The sequence below is a fragment of the Sphingomonas sp. Leaf67 genome (genome assembly GCF_001421965.1).
In the GTDB taxonomy this organism is placed as follows: domain Bacteria; phylum Pseudomonadota; class Alphaproteobacteria; order Sphingomonadales; family Sphingomonadaceae; genus Sphingomonas.
On sequence record NZ_LMLP01000001.1, the window covers coordinates 193,917 to 213,555 of the forward strand.

The window sequence follows — 19,639 nt, forward strand, 5'->3', positions numbered from 1 at the left end:
GCAGGGCCGCACCCTGTGGGCACGGCAGATCGGTGGTTATGCAAGGTTACGAAGCGGTTGTCGCGGGGGAAAAGCGACAAACCGCACCGTCCATCCTACGAAATCACGCTCGCAACCGCCTATACCGCGTCGGCTGCGTTCAGAAACCAAACCGGGCACGCACACCGTAGAGTCGCGGCATCGCCGGGTACACCCCATATGTGCCGGTCTGTTCCGGAATCGCGAAGCCCGAAATATTGTAATATTGGTTCGTGATATTCTCGACGAAGAATTCAAGCTGCCTGCGACGATCGTCGGTCGCGATGCCGACCTTGCCGTTCAGCAGCGGATAGCCGTCATTGCCAACCGTGGTCGCGCCGGTGCCATCGCGGACGATCGACACGTCGCTATTGTAGCGCATATCGACATGGAACAGCGCGTTCAGCGTGCCGGTCAGGCGCGGTTGCCATGTCGCCGCGACCGTCACGACGTTACGCGGCTGGTTCAGGAACTGCCGCCCCTGCTGGTTCTGCAACGGAGTACCGCTGAAATCGTTATCGGCATCATAGGACGCATCGAGCAGCGTATAGCCCAGCCGGAAGGTCAGATCCCGGATCGGCTGAATCAGCGACTCCAGTTCGACCCCCTTGGCCGTCGACCGAGGCACGTTCTGCACCACGAAGCTGTTGCCGGCGAAGATCAGCGACTGGAGCCCCTTGAACTTCTGGTAGAAGAACGCGGCGTTGAACGAGAATTGGCGGGTGACGCTGGTCTTGAACCCCAGTTCGTAGCTGTCGACGGTTTCGGCCCCGAATTCCAGGTCGGTGGCCTGTGCCCCGTCACCGCCCAGCACCGTCGTGTCGAAGCTTGCCTGATCGAGATTGTAGCCCCCCGATTTGAAGCCACGGTCATAGCTGGCATAGCCCAGAATGTCAGGCGTCAGCTTGTAGGCCAGCTTGGCGGTGCCGGTCAGGCGGCTTTCCGAACGATCGTGCGTGTAGTTGCCGTTGAATTCGCTCGACACCGCCGGGTTGCAGCTCAGCAGGAACAGGTTCTGGAACAGCGCCGGGCTCGCCGCGCGGATCGCGTTGCGATAGGTGACCGCACGCGGATCGTTGCCGAGGAAGAAGCCGCACGCCGCCGGGTTGCTGTTGACGCTCGCCGCCAGTTCCTTGCGCTCGTAATTATAGCGCAAGCCCAGCGTCAGCGAGAGCTGATCGGTGATGTTGACGATATTGTGCGTGAACAGCGCGAACGCGTTGGTATCGACCTGGAAATCGTCGTTGTTGTTGCCCTGTCCGGCGACATTCGGCGTCAGCGGCGTGTTCAGATAGGTGAACAGTGCCGATCCGGGCGGGGCCGCCGCCTGCAATTGCGGGCTCTGGGCATAGAGCAGCTGACCGAACAACGGCACCGTACCGGTCGGGAGCGCCGCGCCGCCCCGCAAGGCCGTCACCAGCTGGGTAAAGGTCGGCACGTTGAAACTGCCGAAAAACTGCGCCTGTCGCCCGATCCCGCCCGCCGAAGGCGGCTGCCCCAGCACGCCAGCCAGCAGCGTATCGACATAGCGGTTGGCGTCGTTGCCCAGCCGCACCGTATCGCGCAGCTGGAGCTTTTCGTTCAGGTAGAAGCCGCCGACGAGGAAATCGAGCTTCCCGTCGAACAACTGGCCCTGCAGGCGCACTTCCTGCGTGATATCGCGCAACGACGAGCGATAGCCGTCGCGATAGGCGCGATCGATGCCCGAATAATCGATGTCTTGGTTCCGCAGCACCCGGAAATCGCGATAGGCGCTGATCGAGGTCAGCTTGAGGTCGCCAATATCGGCGTTGATTTCACCCGACACGCCCCAGTCGCGGACCGCCTCGCCATAGTCGCGGTTGGGCGATGCGGCCATGCGCCGGTCGGACGGCGCACCGGTATAGATGCCGGTGCGACCCTGTTGTGCGGCGATCGCCTGAATCGCCGGTGCCGTCGCCCCCCGCGTCCCGCTGACCACGCCGCAGCATTGTTCGTCGGTCTTGTAATAGTCCCCGATCAGCCGGAAGCTGAACGCCGAGGTGTCGTACAGCGCCTGGCCGCGAACGTACCAGCGGTTGATGTCGTTGAACGCACGGTCGGAGTTGACGTCCTCGATATAGCCGTCGCGCTTGCGATACCCACCGTCGACGCGCAGCGCGAGCTGTTCGGACACCGGCCCGGTCAAGGCGCCCTTCAGTTCATAGGCGTCGAAGTTGCCATACTCCCCCTCGACATAGCCACCGAGATCGAATTTGGGCATTGCCGTCGTTACCGACAGCGCACCCGCCGAGGTATTGCGCCCGAACAGCGTCCCCTGCGGCCCGCGCAACACCTCGACACGCTCGATTTCCGGCAGTTCGGCGATGGCGATACCGGCGCGCGAACGGAACACGCCGTCGATGAAGACGCCGACCGCCGGTTCAAACCCCGGATTGTCGCCCGCCGTGCCGACGCCACGGATCGACAGCGACGTCGATACCGCCGATGACTGGCCGGTGGTCGTCTGGAGCGACGGTGCAAGCTGTTCGAGGCCGCGAATGTCGCGGATACCGGCATCGTCGAGCAACTGCGCATTCACCGCGGTCACCGCGATCGGCACGTCCTGAATCGGTTCGGCGCGACGGTTGGCGGTGACGATGATCTCGTTCCCCCAATCGTCGTCGGCGGTCGTCGTGCCTTGCGACTGGACGGCGGCGGGTTCGGTCGCGGGCGTTGCGGTCTGCGCGATCGTCGGGCTCGCCCCGGCGACCATCGATAGAGCGGTTGCGGCCAGCAATTGGAACTTCATCATGACATCCCCTCCTCCGCGCTGCCGATATCGATCCGGCTAACGCAGTTGGCATTTGGTGACGGAGCATCTATCCCGCGTCAACGGGCAACCTGCATTCTCGGACAGCTTTTACCGGCGAACGGGTATGGAAGCCACAGTTGCGACTTTAAAGGCATTTCTCGCGGCGGATGCGAACAAGTTCGAATATCGGGAATGGACGACAACGATGTGTGACGCGAATGACGATGCCGCGACCGGCGACCTGATGGCATCGCCGCCGAAAATTCCCGTACCCGAGGACGTCGTGGAGGCGATCCGCACCCTGATCCGCTGGACCGGCGAGGACCCGGCGCGCGAAGGGCTGATCGAAACCCCGCTGCGGGTTGCACGCGCATGGCGCGAATATACGCAGGGCTATGCCGACGATCCCGCCCGGCATCTCGAACGCGTGTTCGAGGAAGTCGGCGGCTATGACGAGATCGTCCTGCTGCGCGACATTCCGTTCCAGTCGCATTGCGAGCACCATATGGCACCGATCGTCGGCCAGGCGCACATCGCCTATCTGCCCCGCGATCACGTCGTCGGTATCTCGAAGCTGGCGCGTGTGCTGCACGGCTATGCCCGGCGGTTGCAGGTGCAGGAACGCCTGACCGCCGAGGTGGCCGACTGCATCTGGAACGGCCTTAAACCGCGCGGCGTCGCAGTGGTGATCGAGGCGACGCACGGCTGCATGACCGCGCGCGGCGTGCGCACCCCCGGCGTCACCATGACCACCAGCCGCATGATGGGGGTGTTCCGCGACGACGAACGCAGCCGCAAGGAGGTGCTGGCGCTGATGGGACGCGGCTGACGGAACGGGAGCGACCGGCCGACGTTTGCGCAGGATGAACCGTCGCATCGCCCTGCTGATCCCGCTGGCGCTGGCCGCCTGTTCTTCCGAACCGCCCGCTTCCACGAATGCGACCCAGGCGGCGATGCCGGTCGGGTCGCTTGGCGGCGTCGATTCGGTGGCGGGCAGTGCCGTCGCGTCGACCCGCGGTGTCCCGACCTCACCGGCGCTCCATCCGGCGTCCGAATTGCAGCCGCTGGTCCATGACGATCTGAAGGATAAGGATCTGCTCGGTTCGGGTTGCGCCTTCCACGCCGGTGCCGGCGCGCCGACGTTGTTGATGGTCCGGGACGAAGGCGACGGGCTGGTCAAATATAACAAGCGCTTCCACCGCATCACCGCCGCCACGCCGGGCCGGGAGGCGATAGAAGTCGGCGCGATCCTTGCCGGCGACGGCGTGTCGTTCACCCTTGCCCGTCAACCGGGCGATGCCATGCCATCGGGGGGATCGTCCCGCGCATGGCCCGCGACGCTGACGATGCGCACCGCCGACAGCGGCGAGCGCATCTATCGCGACGGTCGCTGGGAATGCGGCAGCTGATCGCCGGGCGTTGCGTCATCGGCGATGGCATTCTACAGCGCGTCAATGGCCTCGTAGCTCAGCTGGACAGAGCGCCGCTTTCCTAAAGCGGGCGTCGGGGGTTCGAGTCCCTCCGAGGCCACCAGTCATCGTCCACGATCCGCTGCGGTCGGCGAACCGGGTGTAACCGTCGCGATATCGCCCTGATCCTGCCGCCGACTGGAACCTGCCATGCACGACCGTCCCGAGATGCTCCTGCCGAAAACGATACGATCGATCGCCAGTCGCAACGACAGCGAATGGGGCTGGCGACCGGACGCGATACCGCAGGTGGTCGATGCCGCCGAACAGGCAGGCCTGCTCAATATCGGTGGCCAATTGCAGTTCCGCATGCCGGGAGCCACGTGCGAATGCTATTGGGTCGAGGTCGACGCCGTGGCGCAGGAACCAAGGGGCCTGCGCTGGACCGAACGCGTCGCGCGCGCCGCCACCGTCGCCCGACAGCAGTTTGCGGACATCGGCAATCGGTACGACTTCCTTTCAGAAGGGCGCGACGCATTCCCCGCTGCGTTTCAGGCCTATGAGGCCAGTGCCAGCAACCTCGGCGACTGCCTCTGGTTCATCTGGTACGTCGAAGCCGACCGACCCCGACCGACATCCGTTCGCGCGTACTTGGGTTAATTCGCGCGTTCCGGCGGCACGACCGGCAACAGTAACGGCGCGACCGGCACGCCTTCCTCGACCAGTGCCTTCGCCTCGGCCCGGGTCGCCTGCCCATGGATCGTGGCCGGTTCGGCATCGCCGACATGCATCGCCCGCGCGCGATCGGCAAAGGCGGTACCGACCCACTCGCTGTTCGACAGCGCCGCCTGTTGCGCCTGCGCCAAAGCCTGCAACGCCGCCTTCATTGCCTCGGGCGGCCGTCCGGCGGAGCGGCCGCCTTTCGGGCTGATATTGGGGGCCATCACCGCCTTCTCGATCGTGACGTCGTCGCAAAACGGACAGCGGATCAGCCCCTGCGCGCGTTGATCGACATAGGCACCGCTCGATGCGAACCACGCCTCGAACACATGCGCGTTGCTACAACGCAGGTCGAACACGATCACGCGACGATCCCGACCGGCGGGATCGTCCGGCGATGCGCCAGCACCGGTATCCGCGCGCGCACCGCATCGACCTGCGCCGGATCGATATCGACGAACCCGACCCCGGCCGCCTCACCCATGTCGAGCATCACCTTGCCCCACGGATCGATGACCAGCGAATGACCGAAGGTCGTGCGGCCGTCCGCATGCTGCCCGGTCTGTGCCGCGGCGACGACGAACGCCCCCGCCTCAATCGCCCGCGCGCGCAGCAGCACATGCCAATGCGCCTGCCCGGTCGGGACGGTGAATGCCGCCGGCACCGACAGCAGCGTCGCACCGGCATCGGCCAATGCCCGGAACAGGTCGGCAAAGCGCAGATCGTAACAGATCGCCAGTCCGACCTGCCCGACCGGCGTGGCGACGACGCTGGCGCTTTCGCCCGGCGCATAGCTTGCCGATTCGCGCCAGCTTTCACCCGTTGGCAGCGTCACGTCGAACAAATGCAGCTTGTCGTACCGCGCCCGGATCGCGCCGGCCGGATCGATCATATAGCCGCGATTGGCGAGTCGCCCGTCGGCCAGCCGGATCGCCAGCGACCCGAGATGAACCCAGATGCCGGACTGTGCCGCTGCCGCGCAGACCACCCGCAATACCGGATCGGTGTCCTCGGTCGCGATCGACGCGGCGGCACGGTCGCGGTCGCGGTCGATCAACCCCGACATTTCGGGGGTGAACAGCATCGCTGCGCCGCCCGCCGCCGCCCGTTCGATCGCATCCACCAGCACCGCTGCATTGGCGTGCGGGTCGGTCCCCGCCGTCATCTGAAGCAGCGCAAGCTTCATGCGTTCAGCAGCGCATCCAGCTTGCCTGCGCGTTCCAGCGCCGCCAGATCGTCCGACCCGCCAACATGGGTATCGCCGACGAAGATCTGCGGCACCGTCGTCCGGCCGTTCGATCGCGCCAGCATCTCCTGCCGCTGCGGCCCGCCCATGGTAATATCGATCTCTTCATAGGCTGCGCCCTTTTCATCGAGCAGCCGCTTGGCGCGCGTGCAATAGGGGCAGAACGCCTTCGTGTAGATGAGGATACTGGTCATGCTGCTGAGGTGTGGCCGGCGACCGGGCTTGTCAATCGTCCGGACCGACGACCCGTGCCCAGCACAGGATCATGACGCGCTCCGCACCCGCCGCGCGCAGCACCCTTGCACAGGCCGCGACCGTCGCGCCGCTGGTGTGGACGTCGTCGATCAGGACCACCGACTGACCGGTGACCCGCGCCGGATCGACCATGACGAATGCGCCGCGCACCGCCTGTGCACGCTTGCGGCTGTTCATGCCCTTGAGCGGCGGGGTGGCGCGGGTTCGCCGCAGCACGTCGCGCGCAACCGGCACACCTGACAGCCGCGACAATCCGGCTGCGATCAACAGCGCCTGATTATAGCCGCGCGTCCATAACCGCCGCCGGTGCAACGGCACCGGCACGAGCAGCGTCGCATCGCTCGCCAGATGGCGGTGCATCAACCGCGCCATCGTCGTCGCCAGCGCCAGCCGTCCACCATATTTCAGCTTCAGCGCGACATCGCGCGCCACCGGGCCATAGGCGACGGCAGCCCGCAGCCCGTCATGCGCCGGTGGCCGGATGAGGCACGGCGCGCATCGCAGACCCGGTCCCCGATCGATCGCGAACGGCGCGCCGCAGGTGACGCAGGCCGGATCGCCGAGAAAGCGCAATGCCGACCAGCATAGCGCGCAGAACCGATGGTCCGCCTCGACCACCTCGCCACAGCCCGGACAGCGCGGCGGCAGCGCCAGCGCGACCAGCCGGGTCAGTGCGGCGACGGGGGCGCGGGCGAGCAGCATCGCCCCCTTGTCGCCGCCCACGCCGCCCGGCACAAGCAGCCGCGTGACCGCCCCCGACCTCTTCGCCCGCCATCGCCGCCGCCTGCACCGCGACCGCGCCCAGCCCGGCTTCGCGCGCGCCGATTTCCTGCATCGTTACATGCTGGAGGGGATCGAGGAACGGTTGCAGGCGGTGACCCGTCAGTTCACCGACGTGCTCGACCTCGGTTGCCACGATGCCGCCTTCACGCCCCCGGCGGGTACCCGCATCGCACGACTCGATCCGGGCTTCGCCTTCGCGCGGGCGGCAGGCGGCGTGCAGGGCGACGAGGATCGGTTGCCGTTCGCCGATGGAGCCTTCGATCTGGTGGTGTCGGTCGGGGTGCTGGACAGCGTCAACGACCTGCCCGGCGCGCTGACGCTGATCCGGCGGACGCTGCGCCCCGACGGCCTGTTCCTCGCCGCCTTTACCGGCGGGCGGACGCTATCGACGCTGCGCCAGTCGCTGTTGACGGCCGAGGCCGATCGGCCGGCTGCGCGGGTCCATCCACAAATCGACCTGCGGTCGGCGGGCGACCTGCTGGTCCGCGCCGGCTTTGCCTTGCCGGTCGCCGATTCGGAAACGCTGACGGTGCGTTATGCCGGCATGGGCAAGCTGGTCGACGATCTGCGCGGCATGGGTACGACCGGCCTGCTCGAACCTGCCCCGCTCGGCCGGGCCGGGCTGATGGCAGCGGCCAGCGCCTTTGCCGATCGCGCCGATGCCGATGGCCGGACCGCCGAGCAGTTCGAGGTGATCTACCTGACCGGCTGGGCCCCCGCCCCCAGCCAGCCGCAACCGGCCCGTCGCGGCAGCGCCACCGCCTCGCTCGCGGACACGCTGCGGCCCAGATAGGTTAGACAAGCGCTTCGAGCAGGCCGATCAGCGGCCGGTCGGCGGGTGGCATGGCCAACGCATGCAGCTGCACCGGCCGCAGCCATCGCAGCGCGGTCGCATGGCGCGCGACCGGCATCCCCTGCCATTTGCGCAGGGCGTACAGCAGCAGCAGCAGATGCCGATCGCCCAGCGGTTCGCTGGCAAAGGCGGCAGGCGCGAGGCAGCTGTGATCGACGACGATCCCCAGTTCCTCGTCCAGTTCGCGGACCAGCGCCGCCTCCGGCGTCTCGCCGGGTTCGATCTTGCCGCCGGGAAATTCCCACAGACCGGACATCGCCGTTCCCGGCGGACGTTGCTGGACCAGCACGCGGCCATCGCCGTCGATCATCGCGGCGGCGCTCACCATCAGGAAATTGGAGTTCCGAGTCGACAATTTCTTAACCTCCTGCGCCGTAGGGATCGGTCCGGTCATAGCGGAGTAGGTGATCCATGCGATGCACGCTGCGCCTGTTGCGCGGTCTTTGGCGGGATCGGCGCGGGGCCACCGCCATAGAATATGGCATCCTCCTCGCCATGATTGCCGTCGCGATCTCTGCCGCCGTCGCCGGGCTGGGCGATGTGAACGGCGGCATCTGGAATAGCGTCGCGACCAACGTCATTGCACACAGCCGGATCGGTTAACCATCAAAATATCGCCGGTAACCGTTCTGCTTAAAACTTTATCAACCGAGTTCTTCCTACTGTCCGCATGCTGACCGGGCATCGTCCGAACGGCCGGGAAATTGAAGTACGCAGAACCATGGAGACCCAGATGCAGAAGATCCGCACCTTCCTGAAGAACAGCAAGGGCGCCACCGCGATCGAATACGGCCTGATCGCCGCGCTGATCGCCGTTGCCGCCATCACCGCCATGCAGGGTCTGGGCAATCAGCTCAGCAAGACCTTCAACAACGTTTCGGGCCAGATGGGTGCGACGAAGGCCGGCGGCTGATATCCGCCATCGCCGGATGCAAGGGGGCGGCGGGACTTCGGTTCCGCCGCCCTTTTGTTTCGGATTACAGCCTGCCCATCTTCAGGAACTTCTGACGCCGTGTCTGCCGCAACGACGCGGCTTCCATACCCGCCAGTTCGCCCAGCGCCTGATCGATCGCATCGCCCAGCGCCGTGATCGCCGCACCCTTGTCGCGATGTGCCGCACCCAGCGGTTCGGACACGATCCGGTCGATGACGCCCAGCGACTTCAGGTCCTGCGCGGTCACGCGCATCGCCTCGGCCGCTTCGGGTGCCTTGTCGGCGGTGCGCCACAGGATCGACGCGCAGCCCTCAGGCGAGATCACCGAATAGACCGCGTGCTCCATCATCAGCACGACATTGCCCGCCGCCAGCGCGATCGCGCCACCCGACCCGCCTTCACCGAGAATCGCCGACACCATCGGCACGCCGAGGTTCAGCGCCGCCTCGGTCGACCGCGCGATCGCCTCCGCCTGTCCGCGCTCCTCGGCCTGGATGCCGGGAAATGCCCCCGACGTGTCGACCAGCGTCACCACCGGCAGGCCGAACCGGTCGGCCAGCTGCATCAGCCGGATCGCCTTGCGATAGCCCTCGGGCTTGCCCATGCCGAAATTGTGGCGCAGCCGGCTGGCGGTGTCGTCGCCCTTCTCATGCCCGATGACCACGACCTTGCGGCCCCGCAAACGGCCCATCCCGCCGAGGATTGCCGAGTCGTCGGCAAAGGCGCGGTCGCCGCCCAGCGGCATGAAATCCTCGATCAGTCCCGCGACATAATGTTTGAAGTGCGGCCGCTCGGGATGCCGCGCGACCTGCGTCTTCTGCCACGGGGTCAATCTGGTATAGGTTTCGCGCAGCAGCCGGTCGGACTTGGTCTGCAACCGCCCGATTTCGGTGGCGATGTCGAGTTCGCCGTCCGCGGCGGTATCGCGCAGTTCGTCGATCCGCGCCTGCAATTCGGCGATGGGTTTTTCGAAATCAAGGAAGCTTGCCATGGGTCCGCGCCCTATGGCCGTGTCCGCCCGGCGTCAATCAGCGGGTGGAGTTCGCTCACCAGTCGGACCAGCCGCGACGCATCGACATGGGTATAGATTTCGGTGGTCGCGATATCGGCATGGCCCAGCATCGCCTGCAACGCGCGCAGATCGGCGCCGCCCTCCAGCAGGTGCGTGGCAAAGGCGTGGCGCAACACGTGCGGGCTGATCCGGTCGGGCGGTATCCCCGCCTCTCCCGCTAGCGCCCGCACGACCTGATACAGCCGCATCCGGCTGAGGTGCGACTTGCCCGACGGGAACAGCCACGGACTGGCCGCCGGCACATGCGCGCGCCAGCGGACCACGGCGGCGCGCGCGCGATCCGACAGCGGCACCATCCGCTCCCGCCCGCCCTTCCCCTTCAGGATCAGATAGGGCCGGTCCGACACGATCGCCCCGCGCGGCAACGACACCAGTTCGGTCGCCCGCAGCCCCGATCCATAGAGCAGCTCGAACAGCGCCGACAGCCGCAGGTCGTTGCGATCGGGCGGCACCCGCGCGATCCGCACGTCGATCGCCGCGAACATCGCCTCGATGTCGCCGCCCGACAGCGTCCTGGGCAGCGGCCGCGACGTGCCCGGCCGGGGCAGTGCGCTTCCCGGATCGTCGGCGCGCAACCCTTCCTCGGCAAGGAACGCATAGAACCGCCGCAGCGCCGACGCCTTGCGCGCGACGGTCGATTTGGCCAGCGTCGCCCAGCCATCGGCCAGCCGCCCGATGGCGGCGGCATCCGCCTCGGCCAGTGTCCCGCCCAGCGTCGCCGATGCCAGCGACAAATCGGTGCGATAGGCGGCGACGGTATTGCGTGCCGCCCCCGCCTCCGCCGCCATCATTTCGAGGAAGCGGTCGATCAGCACCCGATCGCCGCCGATGCCGCTCACGACCGTGCGATCGCCTCGGCGGCGATCATCCGCGCCTCGCCCTCACGCCCCGCCGCGCGCAGCGCCGCGACGATGTGGAACAGCGCCACCGGCGACACGCCGCGCCAGTCGCGCGTCTGCATACCCGTAGCGGCGAGCAGCAATACCGTGCCAGCCTCGCCCCGCACGCCCGACCGGTCGATCGCGTCGGTCCAGGCGTTGCGCGCACCGATCGCGACGTTCAGGTCGCGGGCCAGCCCCTGCACCTGATCCTGCGGCAACCGCCCGAGACCGGCCAGCCCCGCGAACAGCAGCTGTCCCTTGCGCCCGTTCTGCCCGGCATAGTCGGATACGGCCCCCACCGCGACCGACCGTCCCATCGGATCGGCCAGCGCCAGCATCGCCCAGCCGTCGCTGCCGACCGGCACCACCGAACGCCAGCGTAGCGCCGGCAGGTCGAGCCCGGCGGTCAGCATTGATGCGATCAGTGAATCGGCATCGGCGACATGGTCGGCCACCGGCGCGATCATCGCCGCCGCCCGCGCGGTCAGCACCCGGCGCGCATGGCCCAGCGGCGAGGTCGCCGCCGGTTCCCAGAACTGCCGCAACACCGCCAGCCGCGCGTCGTCGCTACCGGTAAAGGCGGTCCGCAAATCGGTGGCGAGCGCGCTTTGCGAACTGCTGGCATCCTCGTCGGCCAGCAATTGCGCATACAGGTCGACCAGCGCCTCGCTGGACAAGACGCCCTGCGCCGCCGCGAACTCGCCATCGGTCAGCCGGACATTGGGCGCGAATTGCGGCGCGGTCGCATGCCAGTAGCGGACCTGTGGCCCGACCCCGTCGAACATCGCGGGCGGCACCGGCGTCGCGCTGGCGGCGGCCATGCCGTATCGCCATGCCGTCAACCGGTCGACGCCGTCCCATTCGATCGTCGCCGCCCGGCGACCCTGCGCGCCCTTTCCGACCAGCTTTTCCGCCAGCGCGACGTCGATCGCGCCGCCGCCCGGCGCCTGTCGCCGCGCCTGATCGACGATCCGCCCGGCTTCGCGCGGCTGCCCCGACAGACCGAGGCAGACGGCGTTCGCCAGTCGCCAGCCGCGCTCGTTCGAAACCCGCATCGCCGGCTGGACCAGTGGGCACAGCCCCCCCGGATCGCCGGTCGCCAGCAGCGACTGCATCGCGATCTGGTATAATTTGGGGGTGTAGTTATCGAGATCGACCGACTGGACCAGCGCGCGCGCCGCCGGTGCTTCGCCCATGCGAACCAGGAGCCACGCCCGCTCGGCGGCGAAGTCCGCGCCGTCGACGCCGGTCGGCGTATCGAGATCGGCGACCAGTGCGCGGCGCAACGCGATCGAGACCCAGCGCGACGCGACCGGCGCGTCGAGCGCGCGCATGATCCGTTCCAGCCACGGACCGTCGGCCGCGCCGAACGCATCGCGCGCGAAGTCGCTGCCCTGTCCGGCAATGCCGATATTGTTCAGCGACCGGCGGGCGAAGTCGGGCAATTCATATTGCCGCAACGCCGCGGCATCGATCGGCACCGTCGATGCCGATGGCGTGGGCGTCGGGGTCGGCAGCGCGCCGGGGACGCCCGGCAACGGCTGGACGATCGGCGCGGGCGGCGCGAGGATCGGCCCGCCCGGCACCGCCGATCCACTGGGTCTGGGCGTCGGCGTCGCAGCCGGCGCATCGCCGAACCCCGGCGGCAACAGCGATTCGGGTACGTCTTGCCCGATCGCCGGTACCGCGATGGCGATCAGCGCCGCGGCCGCGACGCCGATCCGCAACCGGTCAGTTGGCGAGATTTTCAAGCGAGACCGCCTTTTCGATCTGGGTCGACTGCTGCTCGGTCGACCGCCCCGCCAGCAGGAACATGCCCGCGATCAGCGCGACCACGACGACGAGAAGAATGACAAGCGAACGCGACATGGATCAAATCGTCCCGGTAATTTGGGTCGGACAAAGATGGCGAAGCGCCTTTTGCCCGATCGGTTGGGCGGCTGTATAGCCCATCGTTCAATGCTGCAAATTCAAGAATCCATCCCCCAACCGCCGCCGCCCTGGACCGGGCGTCCGATCGTCCTCATCGGGTTGATGGGCGTCGGTAAATCCACCGTGGGCCGGCGTCTGGCCCAGCGGATGAAGCTCGATTTCGTCGATGCCGATCACGAGATCGAACATGCCGCCGGCATGACCGTCTCCGAAATCTTCGAACGGTTCGGTGAAGCGCATTTCCGCGACGGCGAACGCCGCGTCATCGCCCGCCTGATCGATGGTACGCCCAAGATCATCGCGACCGGCGGCGGTGCGTTCATGCAGGAGGAGACCCGGACGCTGATCCTCGACCAGTCGCTGGCGATCTGGCTCGACGCCTCGCCCGACATATTGGCCGAACGGGTCCGTCGCCGCGACACGCGCCCGCTGCTGCGCGGAAAGGACCCGCGAAAAGTGCTGACCGAACTCGCCCGCGTTCGCAATCCGGTCTACGCGCTTGCACCGATCCATATCGTCAGCCAGCACGCACCGCACGACGCCACCGTCTCCGCGATCCTGAAAGCCATCGGCCAATGACCGTCATCCCCGTCGCGCTTGGCGACCGCAGCTACGACATCGTGATCGAGGACGGCGTGCTCGCCCGTGCCGGCGACTATCTCGGCCCCATCGCGCGCGGACGGCGGATGGTGATCGTCGCCGACGCCAATGTGCCGATGCATCTGGCAACGCTGCGCGACTCGCTGTCGGCGGCAGGCGTGGACAGCGAAGCGATCGAGATCGCGGCGGGCGAAGGCTCGAAGAGCTGGGCGACGCTCGAACGCCTGCTCGATTCGCTCCTTGCGCTGGGGATCGAGCGAGGCGACCATATCGTCGCGCTGGGCGGCGGCGTGATCGGCGATCTGGTCGGTTTCGCGGCGGCGATCCTGAAGCGCGGCTGCGGCTTCGTACAGGTGCCGACGACCTTGCTGGCGCAGGTCGATTCGTCGGTCGGGGGCAAGACCGGGATCAACACCCGCGCCGGCAAGAATCTGGTCGGTGCCTTTCATCAGCCGGCCCTCGTCCTGATCGACCCGACCACCCTCGACACGCTGCCGCCGCGCGAAGTGCGCGCGGGCTATGCCGAGGTCGTCAAATACGGGCTGATCGACGACCCGGATTTCTTCGGATGGTGCGAGGCGAATGGCGCGGCCTTGCTGGCCGGCGACCCCGCCGCCCGCGCTTATGCCATCGCCCGCTCGGTATCAGCCAAGGCGCGGATCGTCGGTGCCGACGAACGCGAGACGACCGGCACCCGCGCGCTGCTCAATCTCGGCCACACCTTCGGCCATGCGCTGGAGGCGGAGGCCGGCTTCGACGGGTCGCTGCTGCATGGTGAGGGCGTTGCCGCCGGCATGGCGCTGGCCTTCGCCTATTCCGCCGAACAGGGATTGTGCAGCCGGCAGGATGCCGATCGCGTCGCCGTGCATCTGCGCGCCGCCTGTCTGCCCGACGGACTTGCCGCCGCCCGCATCACCGCATCGGGCGAAGCGCTGGTCGCGCACATGCTCCACGACAAGAAGCGCGAAGGCGGCACGCTGCCCTTCCTGCTCGTTCGCGGCATCGGCCAGACCTATCTCGATCGCTCGGTCGATCTGGATCAGGTCGCCGCATTCCTGAACCGTCAGCCCCGCTGATGCCGCAGGGCGTCGCCAAGCGGGATCTGCCGACCAAGATCTGCCCGGTGTGCGAACGCCCCTTCGCGTGGCGCAAGAAATGGGCACGCGACTGGGACAATGTCGTTTATTGTTCGGACCGTTGCCGCCGTACGGGAACACCGCGTTAACGCGATCGAAGGCGCCATACGATATCCGGCGACGTTCCTGGTAATTGGAGCGTGGGTTGGCCGTCATGGATCATCAACGAAGGGCGCGGCTCAGCGGTAACTGCGGGGTGCTTGCCTGGCTGGTCGACCCGACAACCGACATTCCCCGCGATGCCCGTCCGCTCCTGTACGGCGCGCTGCTGGCCGCCCCGGGCGTCGTCGTCATCGGCGTACTCAGCAGCCTCCTGATTACCGTCGCCGCAGCCATTCGCACCGGGCTGACGCAATTCTGGATCTTCGCCGCGATCGACATCGCGCTGCTGCTGCTCCGCCTGCGTGCGGTCCGGCGCTGCCAGCGTCATTTCCGGGCCGGGACGCTCCCGACGATCGATCGATCGGTCCTGCTGACGATCGCCTGGTGCGCGTTGCAGGGTATTATCGCCTTCGCCATCGGGCTGAGCGGCGATCTGGCGACGATCGTCATCGAAACCGCCTTCATCCTTGGCCTCGTCGCACCGATTTGCGCGCGTAACCACCCCGCGCCCAGACTCGCGGTAACGCTGGTGTTGTTGTGCGATGTTCCGTTCAAGATCGGACTGGCGCTGACCGGGCATCCGATCCTGTGGATTCTGATCCCGTTGTCCGTGCCCTTGCTGGCCAGCGTTCGCGTCCTGCTACGCAATTTCACCACGATCCTTGCCGCATCGCTCAACGCCGCCGAACGCAACCGCTTGCTGGCGGGACACGATCCGCTGACCGGCCTCGCAAATCGCTACGATCTCGACGCCCAACTGGCCCGGCTTACCGCCTCACCCGAACATCCGCTGGCGCTGCTGTGCCTCGATCTCGACCGGTTCAAGCCGATCAACGACCGGTTCGGCCATGCCGCCGGCGATGCGGTGCTGGTCGGGGTCGCCGAACGGCTGCACGCGGTGGCTGGGGAACAGGCACTGATCGTGCGGCTGGGCGGGGACGAATTCCTGCTCGCCCTCCCCGGCCTGTCACCCGGACAGGCACAGTCTCTCGCCGAACAACTTGCGCGTACGATTTCGGGCAGCAGCTACCCCATCGACTCCGGCGAAACGATCACGGTCGGGGTCAGCATCGGCTATGCCTGCTTCCCCGACGACGCGACCTCGCTCTCCGTCCTGCGCAACCGCGCCGACGATGCGCTGTATTCCGCCAAACGCGGCAGCGGGGTCCGGCGGTACGATCCGCAGGCGGCGCTCACCCACGTCGCCTGAACGGTCAGGGGACGCCGCTGCCCGCCGACTGCTGCTGGCGCCGCTCGGCGAACCATTGGCGCAGCATCGCCTGGGTACAGCCGGTCTGGCCGCCGGTGCCGATCACCGAGCAGCTGTTGGGCCGCGTCGCCCGTGCCGCTTCCATCGCGAAATCGGCCCGCTGCGCCCAGCTTGCATCCGCCGACCGCTGCGACGGCGGATCGCGGAAGCGCTTCGGAATGCGATAGCGCTCGTTTTCGTTCAGCCGGGCGCACACCACGATCTCGTCGTCGCCATCGGGCTTCGGGCATTGCTCGTCACCATAGACGGTTGCGTTGCGCACCCGTTGCGGCGGATCGGCCGGCGCGTCCTGCGCGATCGCCGGACCCGCGATCGCCAATGCCAGTCCCGCCAAAACCCAACGCGTCATCGTCACTCTCCTCGCTCCCGGTCATAACCGCCGTCCCGGATGAGCGCAGGCTGAACGCACCGCACGTTCGGGACGTTGCACGCACGCCGCTACACGCTATGGCGGTGCCATGATCCTCGTCATCGACAATTACGACAGCTTTACCTGGAACCTCGTCCATTACCTGATGGAACTGGGTGTCGAGGTTCGCGTCGAGCGCAACGACGCGATGACCGCCGCCGACGCGCTCGCCAGCAACGCGCACGGTTTCCTGATCTCGCCCGGCCCCTGCACCCCGACCGAAGCGGGCATTTCGCTCGACCTCGTCGCGGCGTGCGCCGAAGCGCGCCGGCCCCTGCTTGGCGTCTGCCTCGGTCATCAGGCGATCGGCCAGCACTTCGGGGGAAAGGTCGTGCGCGGCGGGTTGATGCACGGCAAGACCTGTCCGGTCGAACATGACGGCACCGGCGTGTTCGAAGGATTGCCCTCGCCCTTCACCGCCACCCGCTATCACTCGCTGATCGTCACCGAGATTCCCGAGTGCCTCGCCGTCAACGCGACCGCGTCCGATGCCAGCGTCATGGGGCTGCGCCACCGCGAGTTGCCGATCCACGGCGTACAGTTCCACCCCGAAAGCATCGCCACCGAACATGGCCACGCCATGCTCGCCAACTTCCTGAAACATGCCGGCTTGGCCGCGACGATGCCCGCATGACCGTCACCACCCTGCTCCCCGATCCGTCGACGCCGCTCAGCCATCAAAGCGCGGCGCAAGCGTTCGCCGCGATCCTCGACGGCACGGTAGGCGACGATGCCATCGCCACCTTCCTGACCGACCTCGCCATCCGAGGCGAAACCAGCATCGAGATCGCCGAAGCCGCCCGCGCGCTGCGCGAACGGATGATTCCGATCGCCCCCGTCGCCAACGCGATCGACGTCTGCGGCACCGGCGGCGACGGCCACCACACGCTCAACGTCTCGACCGCCGTCAGCCTCGTCGTCGCGGCGTCCGGCGTACCCGTCGCCAAGCATGGCAACCGCGCCGCGTCCAGCAAGGCCGGGGCCGCCGACACGCTCGAAGCGCTCGGGCTCGACATGACGCTGGCCGGTGCGATGGCCGAATCCAGCCTGCGCGATATCGGCATCGCCTTCCTCTTCGCCGCGAACCACCATCCGGCGATGCGGCGCATCACCCCGATCCGCCAGCGCATCGGCCGTCGCACCATCTTCAACCTGATGGGGCCGCTCGCCAATCCGGCCCGCACCACCCGCCAGCTGATCGGCATCGCCCGCCCCGACTATGCGGTCGTCTACGCCGAAGCGATGGAGCTGCTCGGCGCCGAAACCGCGCTGATCGTGTCGGGGGAGGAAGGGCTGGACGAAATTTCCGGTGCCGGTCCGACCATCGTCGTTCCCGTTGGCATGGCCATGGCCGACCGCATCGTCCCCGAAGACGCCGGCCTGCCCCGCCATCCGATCAGCGCGATCCGCGGTGGCGACGCGGCGCATAACGCCGCGGCGCTGCGCGCACTGCTGAAGGGCGAGAAGAGCGCGTATCGCGACGCGGTCCTGCTCAACGCCGCCGCCGCGCTGCTTGTTGCCGACGCCGCCACCGACCTTCGCGACGGAGCCGCACGCGCCGCCGACACCATCGATAGCGGCGCGGCCGACCGCCTGCTCGACCAATGGATCGCCTACGCATGACGATGCTCGACACCATCCTCGCCACCAAGCAGAGCGAGGTCGCCGCCCGCAGCGCCCGCGCCAGCATCGCCGATCTCGACGCCCGCGCCAGCGAACGCACCCCGCCACGCGGCTTTCGCGCCGCGCTCGACGCAAAACCGGGCCACGCCCTGATAGCCGAGATCAAGAAGGCCAGCCCGTCCAAGGGATTGATCCGCCCCGATTTCGATCCACCGGCCCATGCCCGCGCCTATCAGGCCGGTGGTGCGGCCTGCCTGTCGGTGCTGACCGATATCGAGTATTTTCAGGGTGCCGACGACTATCTGGTCGCTGCCCGCGCCGCCTGCGACCTCCCGGTCCTGCGCAAGGACTTCAACGTCGATCCGTGGCAGGTCGCCGAGGCGCGCTCGCTCGGGGCCGATGCGATCCTCATCATCGTAGCCGCACTGTCGGATGCGCAGATGACCGAGATCGAGGCAGCGGCGATCGAACGCGACATGGACGTGCTGGTCGAGGTCCACGACCGCGCCGAACTGGACCGGGCACTCGCCCTCCAATCGCGTCTGATCGGGGTAAATAACCGTAATCTCAAAGACTTCTCGGTAAGTTTTGATCGGACCTATGAACTGGTCGATCACGCCCCGGCGGGCTGCACCTTCGTTGCCGAGAGCGGGCTCAGCACGCGCGCCGATCTCGACGCGATGGCCGAACACGGCGTCCGCTGCTTCCTGATCGGCGAGGCGCTGATGCGGCATCACGATGTCGAGGCCGCGACCCGCGCGATGATCGGATGAGCCTCACCCATCTCGACGCTGAAGGCAGCGCGCACATGGTCGATGTCGGCGGCAAGGCAGTGACGCAGCGCGTCGCCACCGCCACCGGTCGCATCACCATGTCACCCGAAGCACTGGCCGCAATCCGCGACGGGCTGGTCAAGAAGGGCGACGTCCTCGCCGTAGCCCGTGTCGCCGGCATCATGGCCGCCAAGCGCACCAGCGACCTGATCCCGCTCTGCCACCCCCTGCCGTTGACCAAAGCGTCGATCGAGTTCGCATTCGAGGAAACCGCGGTCCGCGTCCACGCAACTGCTGCGACCGATGGCAAGACTGGCGTGGAAATGGAAGCATTGACAGCAGCTTCCACCGCATTGCTGACCATCTATGACATGGCGAAGGCGATCGACAAGACGATGGTAATCGAGGGCATCTGCGTGCTGGAAAAGCAGGGCGGCAAGTCCGGAGACTGGGTGCGGGAGTGATCGACAGCAGGCGCGTTATTCCGCCTGCTCTCGCCCTGTGTTGAAGTACCACCCTTCCGCCACCAAACGCCGCCCCGGACTTGACGGAGATCTGTACGAAAGTACCGATCCCTCGCCTCTGCCGTACCCCAGCGCAGGCGGGGGTCCAGGGTTCCAAGCGTAAGCCGTTGTTCTGTCTGGCGCTGGACCCCCGCCTGCGCGGGGGTACGCTACGCTCGACGAAAGCCTCGCCATCAAGGCCGGCTGGACCCCCGCCTGCGCGGGGGTACGGAAGGGCAGGAATAAGTACGTTCGCAAAAGCCCCGACTTGATCCCGGCTCCCGCCACCTTCTCGCCGCTCGACAAAAGCGAAACTCCGGATCAAGTCCGGAGCAACGAAACTCCCC

At 67.2% G+C, this 19,639-nt stretch carries 25 protein-coding genes and 1 tRNA gene; 15 read left to right on the forward strand and 11 right to left on the reverse strand.

The window, feature by feature from the left end; translation table 11 throughout:
* Positions 1 to 139: 139 nt before the first annotated feature.
* Positions 140 to 2,791 carry a TonB-dependent receptor gene (locus ASE90_RS00880; RefSeq protein ID WP_055994679.1) on the reverse strand — a complete coding sequence of 884 codons (2,652 nt, stop codon included), beginning with the start codon at positions 2,789 to 2,791 and terminating at the stop codon, positions 140 to 142.
* Between the two features lie 205 nt (positions 2,792 to 2,996).
* On the opposite strand from ASE90_RS00880, the gene folE reads away from it, so the two are divergent.
* The 4 genes from folE to ASE90_RS00900 all read left to right on the forward strand — a co-directional run bounded on the left by folE (position 2,997) and on the right by ASE90_RS00900 (position 4,860).
* The gene (folE, locus tag ASE90_RS00885) at positions 2,997 to 3,620 is read left to right on the forward strand and encodes a GTP cyclohydrolase I FolE (RefSeq protein ID WP_055997010.1); all 624 of its coding nucleotides are present in this window, start codon (positions 2,997 to 2,999) and stop codon (positions 3,618 to 3,620) included.
* Between the two features lie 34 nt (positions 3,621 to 3,654).
* Positions 3,655 to 4,200 carry a hypothetical protein gene (locus tag ASE90_RS00890; protein ID WP_055994681.1) on the forward strand — a complete coding sequence of 182 codons (546 nt, stop codon included), beginning with the start codon at positions 3,655 to 3,657 and terminating at the stop codon, positions 4,198 to 4,200.
* 47 nt (positions 4,201 to 4,247) lie between these two features.
* Positions 4,248 to 4,324 (forward strand) — tRNA-Arg (locus ASE90_RS00895).
* 86 nt (positions 4,325 to 4,410) lie between these two features.
* Positions 4,411 to 4,860, forward strand: coding sequence for a hypothetical protein (locus tag ASE90_RS00900; RefSeq protein WP_055994684.1), 450 nt, complete (start codon positions 4,411 to 4,413; stop codon positions 4,858 to 4,860).
* Here the strand turns inward: ASE90_RS00900 and ASE90_RS00905 are convergent.
* Genes ASE90_RS00905 through ASE90_RS20425 form a run of 4 tightly spaced genes read right to left on the reverse strand, consistent with a single transcriptional unit; the run spans position 4,857 to position 7,156 of the window.
* Positions 4,857 to 5,285 carry a DUF1178 family protein gene (locus tag ASE90_RS00905; RefSeq protein WP_055994687.1) on the reverse strand — a complete coding sequence of 143 codons (429 nt, stop codon included), beginning with the start codon at positions 5,283 to 5,285 and terminating at the stop codon, positions 4,857 to 4,859. The two genes, ASE90_RS00900 and ASE90_RS00905, sit on opposite strands and share 4 nt — an antisense overlap.
* Positions 5,282 to 6,106 (reverse strand): carbon-nitrogen hydrolase family protein, encoded by an 825-nt coding sequence (locus ASE90_RS00910; RefSeq protein ID WP_055994690.1) that lies wholly within the window; start codon positions 6,104 to 6,106, stop codon positions 5,282 to 5,284. Before ASE90_RS00910 ends, ASE90_RS00905 begins: the two co-directional genes overlap by 4 nt.
* Positions 6,103 to 6,360, reverse strand: a complete 258-nt coding sequence (grxC, locus tag ASE90_RS00915; protein WP_055994693.1) for a glutaredoxin 3 — start codon at positions 6,358 to 6,360, stop codon at positions 6,103 to 6,105. Before grxC ends, ASE90_RS00910 begins: the two co-directional genes overlap by 4 nt.
* A gap of 31 nt (positions 6,361 to 6,391) precedes the next feature.
* Complete coding sequence (locus ASE90_RS20425; protein ID WP_414888723.1) at positions 6,392 to 7,156, reverse strand: double zinc ribbon domain-containing protein; 765 nt, start codon at positions 7,154 to 7,156, stop codon at positions 6,392 to 6,394.
* A 10-nt stretch (positions 7,157 to 7,166) separates the two neighbouring features.
* On the opposite strand from ASE90_RS20425, the gene ASE90_RS00925 reads away from it, so the two are divergent.
* On the forward strand, positions 7,167 to 7,997 hold the full coding sequence (locus tag ASE90_RS00925) for a class I SAM-dependent methyltransferase (RefSeq protein ID WP_055994696.1): 831 nt from the start codon (positions 7,167 to 7,169) through the stop codon (positions 7,995 to 7,997).
* Position 7,998: 1 nt separating this feature from the next.
* On the opposite strand, the gene ASE90_RS00930 is transcribed toward ASE90_RS00925, so the two are convergent.
* Positions 7,999 to 8,385, reverse strand: coding sequence for a (deoxy)nucleoside triphosphate pyrophosphohydrolase (locus ASE90_RS00930; RefSeq protein WP_055994697.1), 387 nt, complete (start codon positions 8,383 to 8,385; stop codon positions 7,999 to 8,001).
* Between the two features lie 83 nt (positions 8,386 to 8,468).
* Between ASE90_RS00930 and ASE90_RS00935 the strand changes: the two genes are divergently transcribed.
* Together ASE90_RS00935 and ASE90_RS00940 are read left to right on the forward strand one after the other, a co-directional pair.
* On the forward strand, positions 8,469 to 8,660 hold the full coding sequence (locus tag ASE90_RS00935; RefSeq protein WP_055994700.1) for a Flp family type IVb pilin: 192 nt from the start codon (positions 8,469 to 8,471) through the stop codon (positions 8,658 to 8,660).
* 130 nt (positions 8,661 to 8,790) lie between these two features.
* Positions 8,791 to 8,970, forward strand: a complete 180-nt coding sequence (locus ASE90_RS00940) for a Flp family type IVb pilin (protein ID WP_055997017.1) — start codon at positions 8,791 to 8,793, stop codon at positions 8,968 to 8,970.
* A 64-nt stretch (positions 8,971 to 9,034) separates the two neighbouring features.
* Here the strand turns inward: ASE90_RS00940 and ASE90_RS00945 are convergent, their stop codons facing one another.
* From ASE90_RS00945 to ASE90_RS20245, 4 genes are read right to left on the reverse strand one after another with little or no spacing between them, the layout of a single operon-like run.
* Entirely contained in the window at positions 9,035 to 9,982 is a 948-nt protein-coding gene (locus ASE90_RS00945) for an acetyl-CoA carboxylase carboxyltransferase subunit alpha (protein ID WP_055994702.1), read from the reverse strand.
* A gap of 11 nt (positions 9,983 to 9,993) precedes the next feature.
* On the reverse strand, positions 9,994 to 10,893 hold the full coding sequence (locus ASE90_RS00950) for a tyrosine-type recombinase/integrase (protein WP_156361434.1): 900 nt from the start codon (positions 10,891 to 10,893) through the stop codon (positions 9,994 to 9,996).
* Positions 10,894 to 10,898: 5 nt separating this feature from the next.
* Positions 10,899 to 12,695: a hypothetical protein gene (locus tag ASE90_RS00955; protein ID WP_055994704.1), complete on the reverse strand. Its 1,797-nt coding sequence runs from the start codon at positions 12,693 to 12,695 to the stop codon at positions 10,899 to 10,901.
* A complete protein-coding gene (locus ASE90_RS20245) occupies positions 12,676 to 12,813 on the reverse strand; it encodes a hypothetical protein (protein ID WP_200910761.1) in 138 nt (45 codons plus the stop codon). The genes ASE90_RS00955 and ASE90_RS20245 overlap by 20 nt, the downstream gene beginning before the upstream one ends.
* A 90-nt stretch (positions 12,814 to 12,903) precedes the next feature.
* Here ASE90_RS20245 and ASE90_RS00960 point away from each other — a divergent pair, with 90 nt between their 5' ends.
* From ASE90_RS00960 to ASE90_RS00970, 4 genes are all read left to right on the forward strand, one after another.
* A complete protein-coding gene (locus ASE90_RS00960) occupies positions 12,904 to 13,455 on the forward strand; it encodes a shikimate kinase (RefSeq protein ID WP_055994707.1) in 552 nt (183 codons plus the stop codon).
* The gene (gene aroB / locus ASE90_RS00965; RefSeq protein ID WP_055994711.1) at positions 13,452 to 14,552 is read left to right on the forward strand and encodes a 3-dehydroquinate synthase; all 1,101 of its coding nucleotides are present in this window, start codon (positions 13,452 to 13,454) and stop codon (positions 14,550 to 14,552) included. Before ASE90_RS00960 ends, aroB begins: the two co-directional genes overlap by 4 nt.
* Entirely contained in the window at positions 14,552 to 14,701 is a 150-nt protein-coding gene (locus ASE90_RS18880) for a DUF2256 domain-containing protein (protein WP_082439004.1), read from the forward strand. The genes aroB and ASE90_RS18880 overlap by 1 nt, the downstream gene beginning before the upstream one ends.
* 107 nt (positions 14,702 to 14,808) lie before the next feature.
* Positions 14,809 to 15,924 (forward strand): GGDEF domain-containing protein, encoded by a 1,116-nt coding sequence (locus ASE90_RS00970; protein ID WP_055994714.1) that lies wholly within the window; start codon positions 14,809 to 14,811, stop codon positions 15,922 to 15,924.
* 4 nt (positions 15,925 to 15,928) lie between these two features.
* Here ASE90_RS00970 and ASE90_RS00975 read toward each other — a convergent pair whose 3' ends face one another.
* On the reverse strand, positions 15,929 to 16,333 hold the full coding sequence (locus ASE90_RS00975) for a hypothetical protein (protein WP_056400943.1): 405 nt from the start codon (positions 16,331 to 16,333) through the stop codon (positions 15,929 to 15,931).
* 109 nt (positions 16,334 to 16,442) lie between these two features.
* Between ASE90_RS00975 and ASE90_RS00980 the strand changes: the two genes are divergently transcribed.
* Genes ASE90_RS00980 through moaC form a run of 4 tightly spaced genes read left to right on the forward strand, consistent with a single transcriptional unit; the run spans position 16,443 to position 19,253 of the window.
* Positions 16,443 to 17,027, forward strand: coding sequence for an anthranilate synthase component II (locus ASE90_RS00980; RefSeq protein ID WP_055994720.1), 585 nt, complete (start codon positions 16,443 to 16,445; stop codon positions 17,025 to 17,027).
* Entirely contained in the window at positions 17,024 to 18,016 is a 993-nt protein-coding gene (gene trpD, locus ASE90_RS00985) for an anthranilate phosphoribosyltransferase (RefSeq protein WP_055994723.1), read from the forward strand. Before ASE90_RS00980 ends, trpD begins: the two co-directional genes overlap by 4 nt.
* Complete coding sequence (gene trpC, locus ASE90_RS00990) at positions 18,013 to 18,789, forward strand: indole-3-glycerol phosphate synthase TrpC (protein WP_055994726.1); 777 nt, start codon at positions 18,013 to 18,015, stop codon at positions 18,787 to 18,789. The genes trpD and trpC overlap by 4 nt, the downstream gene beginning before the upstream one ends.
* Positions 18,786 to 19,253: a cyclic pyranopterin monophosphate synthase MoaC gene (gene moaC, locus ASE90_RS00995; RefSeq protein ID WP_055994729.1), complete on the forward strand. Its 468-nt coding sequence runs from the start codon at positions 18,786 to 18,788 to the stop codon at positions 19,251 to 19,253. The genes trpC and moaC overlap by 4 nt, the downstream gene beginning before the upstream one ends.
* The last annotated feature ends 386 nt before the right edge of the window (positions 19,254 to 19,639 follow it).

Excerpts from the sequence above, each read along its gene's own strand:
- ASE90_RS00880 (WP_055994679.1), bottom strand. The coding sequence starts at position 2,791 with ATGATGAAGTTCCAATTGCTGGCCGCAACCGCTCTATCGATGGTCGCC.
- ASE90_RS00975 (WP_056400943.1), bottom strand. The coding sequence starts at position 16,333 with ATGACGCGTTGGGTTTTGGCGGGACTGGCATTGGCGATCGCGGGTCCG.
- folE (WP_055997010.1), top strand. The coding sequence starts at position 2,997 with ATGTGTGACGCGAATGACGATGCCGCGACCGGCGACCTGATGGCATCG.
- ASE90_RS00910 (WP_055994690.1), bottom strand. The coding sequence starts at position 6,106 with ATGAAGCTTGCGCTGCTTCAGATGACGGCGGGGACCGACCCGCACGCC.
- ASE90_RS00935 (WP_055994700.1), top strand. The coding sequence starts at position 8,469 with ATGCGATGCACGCTGCGCCTGTTGCGCGGTCTTTGGCGGGATCGGCGC.
- moaC (WP_055994729.1), top strand. The coding sequence starts at position 18,786 with ATGAGCCTCACCCATCTCGACGCTGAAGGCAGCGCGCACATGGTCGAT.
- ASE90_RS20245 (WP_200910761.1), bottom strand. The coding sequence starts at position 12,813 with ATGTCGCGTTCGCTTGTCATTCTTCTCGTCGTCGTGGTCGCGCTGATC.
- ASE90_RS00930 (WP_055994697.1), bottom strand. The coding sequence starts at position 8,385 with ATGGTGAGCGCCGCCGCGATGATCGACGGCGATGGCCGCGTGCTGGTC.
- ASE90_RS18880 (WP_082439004.1), top strand. The coding sequence starts at position 14,552 with ATGCCGCAGGGCGTCGCCAAGCGGGATCTGCCGACCAAGATCTGCCCG.
- ASE90_RS00900 (WP_055994684.1), top strand. The coding sequence starts at position 4,411 with ATGCACGACCGTCCCGAGATGCTCCTGCCGAAAACGATACGATCGATC.
- ASE90_RS00890 (WP_055994681.1), top strand. The coding sequence starts at position 3,655 with ATGAACCGTCGCATCGCCCTGCTGATCCCGCTGGCGCTGGCCGCCTGT.
- trpD (WP_055994723.1), top strand. The coding sequence starts at position 17,024 with ATGACCGTCACCACCCTGCTCCCCGATCCGTCGACGCCGCTCAGCCAT.
- ASE90_RS00960 (WP_055994707.1), top strand. The coding sequence starts at position 12,904 with ATGCTGCAAATTCAAGAATCCATCCCCCAACCGCCGCCGCCCTGGACC.
- ASE90_RS00940 (WP_055997017.1), top strand. The coding sequence starts at position 8,791 with ATGCAGAAGATCCGCACCTTCCTGAAGAACAGCAAGGGCGCCACCGCG.
- aroB (WP_055994711.1), top strand. The coding sequence starts at position 13,452 with ATGACCGTCATCCCCGTCGCGCTTGGCGACCGCAGCTACGACATCGTG.
- ASE90_RS00980 (WP_055994720.1), top strand. The coding sequence starts at position 16,443 with ATGATCCTCGTCATCGACAATTACGACAGCTTTACCTGGAACCTCGTC.
- grxC (WP_055994693.1), bottom strand. The coding sequence starts at position 6,360 with ATGACCAGTATCCTCATCTACACGAAGGCGTTCTGCCCCTATTGCACG.
- ASE90_RS00945 (WP_055994702.1), bottom strand. The coding sequence starts at position 9,982 with ATGGCAAGCTTCCTTGATTTCGAAAAACCCATCGCCGAATTGCAGGCG.
- trpC (WP_055994726.1), top strand. The coding sequence starts at position 18,013 with ATGACGATGCTCGACACCATCCTCGCCACCAAGCAGAGCGAGGTCGCC.